This is a genomic window from Methylomonas sp. BG-2 (assembly GCF_057766305.1).
The window spans coordinates 1-3,694 of sequence record NZ_JBYMAP010000317.1; the positions used below are offsets into that span (position 1 = coordinate 1).

At 60.3% G+C, this 3,694-nt stretch carries 3 protein-coding genes; all 3 read left to right on the forward strand.

Annotation, left to right across the window (positions count from 1 at the left end; translation table 11 throughout):
- Positions 1 to 54: 54 nt before the first annotated feature.
- Entirely contained in the window at positions 55 to 177 is a 123-nt protein-coding gene (locus tag AC3B8H_RS19410; RefSeq protein WP_488443171.1) for a VPLPA-CTERM sorting domain-containing protein, read from the forward strand.
- 104 nt (positions 178 to 281) lie between these two features.
- Positions 282 to 2,540 (forward strand): cytochrome c peroxidase, encoded by a 2,259-nt coding sequence (locus tag AC3B8H_RS19415; protein ID WP_488443169.1) that lies wholly within the window; start codon positions 282 to 284, stop codon positions 2,538 to 2,540.
- 32 nt (positions 2,541 to 2,572) lie between these two features.
- Complete coding sequence (locus AC3B8H_RS19420) at positions 2,573 to 3,346, forward strand: hypothetical protein (RefSeq protein ID WP_488443170.1); 774 nt, start codon at positions 2,573 to 2,575, stop codon at positions 3,344 to 3,346.
- Positions 3,347 to 3,694 lie beyond the last annotated feature (348 nt).

The following is a 3,694-nucleotide window of genomic DNA, read 5'->3' on the forward strand; positions in this document are numbered from 1 at the left end:
AGCGCCGGTCTGTTTCGTACGATCATTCCCGGCGACACCCGAGCTGGGCGCTACATGTCCAACTTGAGCAGTTTGACCGTGGTCAACGCCGTACCTTTACCGGCCGCGGCCTGGATGATGCTGAGCGGTTTGTTGGGACTGGCATTCAACTCGCGGAAACGCGTTTTAGCCGCCTAAACCTTTCAGCCCGGCGCTTGCCGGCCACGGACCGATCCCCTTGGTTTGTAGCCGGCTTCACCGAGCCACCCGATCATTTTTAAAAACAGTCCCGAGAATCTTCCATGCGTGCAATGTTTCAAATGCTTTGCGGCGGCGCCCTGCTGTCCGCCGTCATGACCTCGCAGGCCGCCGGCCCGCTACCGGTATCGTTGCGCGGCGTGCCGGTTCCGCCGGTGCCCGGCCTGTTGGACGGCGCCAATCCGATCGTAGTCGATAAAAATGCCGCGATTGCCCTGGGCAAGGCCTTGTTTTGGGACCAAAGCGTCGGCTCCGACGGCCAAGCCTGCGCCTCCTGCCACTTCAGCGCCGGTGCCGACGGCCGAGTCAAAAACCAGATTAATCCGGGACAAAACTCGACGCAAGCGACCGGCCAAACCTTCGACAGCCTGCCGTCCGGAGGCGGCGGCCCAAACCACACGCTAGTGATTGAGGATTTTCCGCTGCAGCGCTTCGGCACCGTCACCGACAACAGCACGCTAACCTATAACACCGACGACGTGGTCAGCTCCGCCGGTACCTTCGGCGGCGAATTCACCGGCACCTCGCAAACCAACGGCGCCAACGACCAGTGCCGGCGAGACGCCAGCGAGGTATTCAACGTTGGCCACGTCGGCACCCGCAAAGTCGAGCCGCGTAACACCCCGACCGTGATTAACGCCGCGTTCAACCACCGCAATTTCTGGGACGGCCGCGCTAATAACAGTTTTAACGGCAGCAGCCCTTGGGGTCCGCGTGATCCGGATGCCGGCGTGTGGATCAAGCTCAATGCCAGAACAGTCGTCAAGCAACCGCTGAACCTGATCAATTCCTCGTTGGCCTCGCAAGCGGTCGCGCCGCCGGTGTTCAACGATGTCGAGATGGGCTGCCACGCCCGCGCCTGGCCGGACGTCGGCCGCAAACTGCTGAATCGTCAGCCACTGCAAAACCAACCCGTGCATCCGCAAGACAGTGTGTTGGGCGGGTTGAGCTACAGCAGCGCCGGGGATCTTAAGCCCGGCCTGAAAACCACCTACAAAAACCTGATTATTCAAGCCTTCAATAGCCAATATTGGTCTTACAGCAGCATTGGCAAATTCGGCGCCCCGGCCAGCGGCGGCGCGGCCTATAACCAGATCGAAGCCAACTTTGCGATGTTCTTCGGCTTGGCGATCCAGTTATACGAATCGACACTGGTGTCCGACCAGTCACCGCTGGATTTGAGCCCGCTCGATGCGGCGATGATTCCAACCTGGGCCAATGTCGCCGATCCGGCACTGGTCGCGTCGCTGAAACGCGGCGTTAGTCTGTTCGTCAATAATAATTGCTCGCTGTGCCACGCCGGACCGACGTTGTCCTTGGCCGCGGTAGCGACCAATGCCGCGCTGGTGACGCCGACGCCGGGCGTAACCTTCGGCCCACCCGCAACGCCCATCGCATACGGACCCAATGCTTTTGGCCCGAACAACATTGCCGCCGGCGCCGGCATCTCCCGCTATGTCAATCCGGTTACCCGCGACAATACCGGCCAGAATTTGCCGCGCCTGATGGATTTGGGCTACACCAATGTCGGCGTCACCCTGCCCGACACCGATCCGGGCGTGGCCGGCTTCGATCCTTTCGGCCAACCGTTGTCGTTCGCGGCCCAATACGTCGAGTATCTGGCTGGCAATAACGCCGGGGTCTTCGATTTACCAATCGACAACGTGCGCAGTTGCGATTTTCTGATCCCGCTGGCGGTCAACCTTAACGCGCCGCTCAGCAATATTTTCCTGCCCAGCGACGGCATCCAGGCCGACGGCAGCCGGGAAGGCGCGCTACGCAACCAAAACTGCCGCAACGCCAACCCGCTGACCGCTTACATCCCCACGGTCGCGGCCGCACAAGCCAACCGTAATGGCAACAAAATGGCCGTGGCGACCAATGCCGCCTTCAAGGTGCCGACCCTGCGCAACGTGGAATTGACCGGGCCTTATATGCACAACGGCGGCATGGCGACCTTGGCGCAAGTTGTCGAGTTTTACGCGCGTCATGGCAACTTCGCCAGCCCAGAGCTGCATGCGGTGATCGGCCCGATCGCGGCGAATTTGATCAATTCGCAAAACTCCGCCGATCTGAGCAATTTCCTGAAAGCTCTGACCGACGAACGGGTGCGCTACCAAAAAGCCCCGTTCGACCATCCGCAGTTGACGGTCGCTCACGGTCATGTCGGCAACGAACTGCAAGTTGAAGCCGGTAACCCGCTGGCCGCCGATTTGGCCAAGGACGAAACGCTGACGATACCGGCGGTCGGTGCCGACGGTGCGGCAACGCCGATCGTGCCGTTTTTAGCGCCTTTACCCTAAGGCCGGCCCTCCCTCAACATTTGGAAACTACGATGAAAACAGCATTTTTTAGACCACGAAACCTGGGATTCGCGCTGGCGCTGAGCCTGTGTCGGCTAACCCCCGCGCTTGCTTCCACCAGCTACGAGAGCGTCGTCAATCTGAGTTACTCGATCAGCGTTTTGGAGAGTAGCAATCCCACGGCAGGCGATCGGACCGGTTTGTCCATCCTGGGAAGCTACCAGCAAGCTGCCGACGAGGAACACTTTTACGCCACGGTGAGCGGCGACGGCCATTACCAGTCCTACAGTCCCAATCCGGCCGCGGTGACGGTTAGCGACAAGTTCACCGGTGAGTTTGCCGCCAGCGGCAATGTCAATTCAGGCAGTGTCGACAGCTTGTTTACCGGGCTGTTCGGTTTGGAATTGCACAACAGCGGCCCGTATAGCTACCGCATCGCCGTCGATTTTAAGTACGCGCTGCAAGCGGCCGCCCATGGCGAGTTCGCCAGCACCTTGATCTTGTTCGATTACTGGGATGAGGCCGGTTCGAATACCGGTTTCGACTACGCGTCGGCCGCCGTGTTTACCGACTATCCGGACGATCAACAAGCGGCGGCGGACGGCACGACGTTTTATTTCAGCTTGGCTGCGGGCGCTTCGGAACAGCTTTACGCCCAAGCCGGCATCAGTTCGCATTTGGAATCGGCGGACGCATCGCCGGTGCCGGTGCCTGGCGCTATTTGGCTATTCGCGAGCGGCGCGTCGCTAAGCCTCGGATTCTTCGCCGGTCGGAAGCAATCCGCCGCAGGCTCTCGCAAAGTTTAACGTCACGCCCTTGGTGACGACCGAACACCGAAAAGCCGGTGGTTAACCCAGCGCAAGGATGCGCGCCTTTAACCTACCTATTGCCGGATTTCGCTGGTTCCGCCGCGATCATGGGCCACGGGGGGCAGGGGGGTGAATGGGCGTAGCTGGGTTCGGATTCAGGACGGTCCGTTGACGCGACGCGAATAACGTACGAACAACGCAGGCTAGGACGTTCTGCGTGGCATGGCCCGGAAGGCAATGCCGAGGAGGGGGAGCGATGAGGCGCTCGGCCAGGGATAGGCTGGCATCGAACAAACAGGCAAGTTCGATCGGTGCTGAATTAGCTTGTTGAACGCTATTAATCGT

What these genes read in the sequence shown, in the direction of transcription:
- AC3B8H_RS19420 (WP_488443170.1), top strand. Translation starts at nt 2,573, where the DNA reads ATGAAAACAGCATTTTTTAGACCACGAAACCTGGGATTCGCGCTGGCG.
- AC3B8H_RS19415 (WP_488443169.1), top strand. Translation starts at nt 282, where the DNA reads ATGCGTGCAATGTTTCAAATGCTTTGCGGCGGCGCCCTGCTGTCCGCC.
- AC3B8H_RS19410 (WP_488443171.1), top strand. Translation starts at nt 55, where the DNA reads ATGTCCAACTTGAGCAGTTTGACCGTGGTCAACGCCGTACCTTTACCG.